1 protein-coding gene and 1 pseudogene are annotated in these 2686 nt (G+C 43.6%); both read right to left on the bottom strand.

The features are described 5' to 3' along the window. Positions 1-1665: tetratricopeptide repeat protein (locus tag MHN01_RS23785; RefSeq protein WP_239413832.1), on the bottom strand; the 1665-nt coding region annotated here is incomplete at its 3' end. Positions 1666-1919: 254 nt separating this feature from the next. Next, a pseudogene (locus tag MHN01_RS23780) lies at positions 1920-2686 on the bottom strand (flagellin); the annotation flags it as partial.

The following is a 2686-nucleotide window of genomic DNA, read 5'->3' as shown; positions in this document are numbered from 1 at the left end:
AGCCAGCAACACTTCTTTCCAAGATGAGTTGCCTCCTAAAAAATAAACTGTATCTCCTTTTTTCACCGAAGCAACTTTCTTGCTGTCGTTATCTGCTGCACTTCTGACTCGGGTATTCTTACTCACTTTGAGCATAGAGAGTTTTTTTAATAACTTAGGAAAGGTTTCTTTAGCAGAATCATAATCTTGTTTTGCTGACTTTGCTCGCCAGTAGGCGGCCCATGCATAGTTTTTCTCTTTGCCCCAGCCATTTTCGTACGCTACGGATAGATTGTACTGAGCGATACGATGTTCTTGATCAGCGGATCTTTGTGTCCAAAGAGCAAATTTATCATTATCTTTGGTGAAGTGATTACCATTAGAGTATTCGTACCCGAGCTGGAATTGTGCGTCCATATCACCAGCTTTAGCCGACTGTAGTAGGTACTGTTCTGCTTTGCTGGCACTCGCTTTGACGCCATTTCCGTTTAGGTAAGCCATACCAATGTAGTATGCAGAGATTTTCCGGCCTTGCTGTGCTGCTTTTTCGAACCACTCCGCTGAGCGCTGCAGATCTTTAGCGGTTCCGATCCCTCGCCGATAATAGTAGCCCACCTTTTCTTGAGAGAAGGAATCACCTCGCTGGGCAGCAATTAGGTAGTATTTAAAGGCTTGACTCTGACTTTTGATTCGCCCCAAACCGTCTTCAAACATGATGGCTATTCGTTTGGCGGGTAAAGTGAATGTATTATGCTTGTTTGCTTTTTCATACCAGTAGAAGGCCTTTGGGTAGTCAACGGGCTGACCGATACCGCTGTAATAGATCCCTCCTAAGTGATAGGCTGCAAAACGATCTTTTGAGCCCAGAGGTTCAAGCAGTGTAAAGGCTTTCTTTGGGTCTTTATCTCCACCAATACCGTGTAGATACATACGACCGAGCTCTATAGTTGCATTAACATTTCCGCCTTTGGAGCTCTGGGTACAAAATTCACGGGCTTTAGTTTTATCTTGCTTTACGCCATTTCCGTCTCGATACATAAAGCAGAGGTTGCCGGCAGCCGTCGTATTGCCTTTATCGGCAGCCATTAGATACCAGTTAGCTGCGGTGTTGGGGTTTTTATCTACGGAGTAACCAAAGTCATACATCACACCCATATAGAAATAGCCACTCGGGTATTCAAGATCAGCACTTTTCTTAAACCATTTATAAGCTTCATCGTAGTCTTTGCGGTCTTTATAGTATTCACCAAGAGTGACCATCGAATAGCGATTACCGCTCTCTGCTTTTGGCCAATATTTGATTTCTTCCGGATGGGATTTTTGCCATGCAATAGCGGGTTCAAAGCTCTGTGTCGCAGCCTTATCAATCTGCGCTAAACCGCTGGTATATTGCTCTCGAGAAATGAGAACCAAACCATAATCATACAGAGCAGGCGAATATCCAAGATCTGCTGCTTGTTTGAGCGCATCAACATCGGAGGAGTGGTTTACACTACCCGTTGTGTAAAGCTTGTACATTGCGCGAGTATCGCCTTCTTGGGCAAGTGAGGCCCAAGCCTCGCGAGCTTCAGTAACTTCTCCATTCTGATACTTTTCCTGAGCCGCTTCATAACTTACGGCGCACCCTATTAACAACGAAGCCATGCTGAACATGACCAAGTGCCTGATACCGCTGCCAACTAACATAATAATCCTTGTATATATATTGAAATACTATGAAACATGATGGCCATTGGCTTTGTCAATAAGTAGAAGTTAAGTATTAGGTATTTAACTATATGAATTTCAATAAGTTTGAAACCTATTGAGGGCAGTCCTGCCAATAACGATATGCCCACCAGGCATGAACCGATAAGAAGGCCTAGTTCAAGAGAGCTAGGCCGTTTTCGAGGCGAACTGTTATGTTAGCTTACAAGTATTACCTACAATGATTTATCACATTAAGCCTCGGCTAAGGTTTTATTTTTCTTAGCGACTCGTTGAGCGTATCGTTGCTGGCTTAATGCCAGTGCATGTTGATATAAGGCGATTTCGACAAAGTCATTCTGAACCATCACGGGACCATGCTGATTAGCAATGGCTTTAACTATATTTGGCTGGGTAAGCCAAGTGTACGTTGCATGATCAAAGATTGGTTTGGTGGCTTGAAGTAGGTTACCTGTGCCTGAGAATACTAAATCATTAATCCATGCGGTAGCATGAGAAATTATCTGAGGTATGTAGTGTTTCAACGCAGCTGACCCCGTGTTTTGCAGTTGCAGCACTGTATATTGGTAGTTGCCCGTTTTCTGAACGGTTTTATTCAAGGCGGCAATGATGGCAGACGGATCATTCAACGAGTCAGAATAGTCATCATCGTTGTAGCTGTCATTGACGTTATTTGCACCATACAACACAATTAAGCGCTTCCCTTTTGCTACCTGGTTGAGTGTTAATTTATGGAAGCTCTCTAGGCTATTGGTAACTTGATAACCGACAGAATCTGATATGCTCGCAGCTAAACATTGTTTGACCTGCTCTTGGTCTAGCGGGGTAAAGTTATCGGTATCGATGCCTGATTTCGCGATGCGTACAATGGCGAATTCACTGCTATTTTCTTGAAGGAATTTGTCGACATCGCGCAAGAAGGTATTGAACACCACACCAGGAATAAAGTTGTGTAGGTGGAAGGTTTGATTTATCGAGAACGACTTACCAATATACGCAG

This window comes from Photobacterium sp. OFAV2-7, assembly GCF_022347985.1.
In the GTDB taxonomy this organism is placed as follows: domain Bacteria; phylum Pseudomonadota; class Gammaproteobacteria; order Enterobacterales; family Vibrionaceae; genus Photobacterium.
The sequence above is the reverse complement of the archived record's forward strand: the minus strand, read 5'-3'. Positions and strand labels throughout refer to the sequence as shown.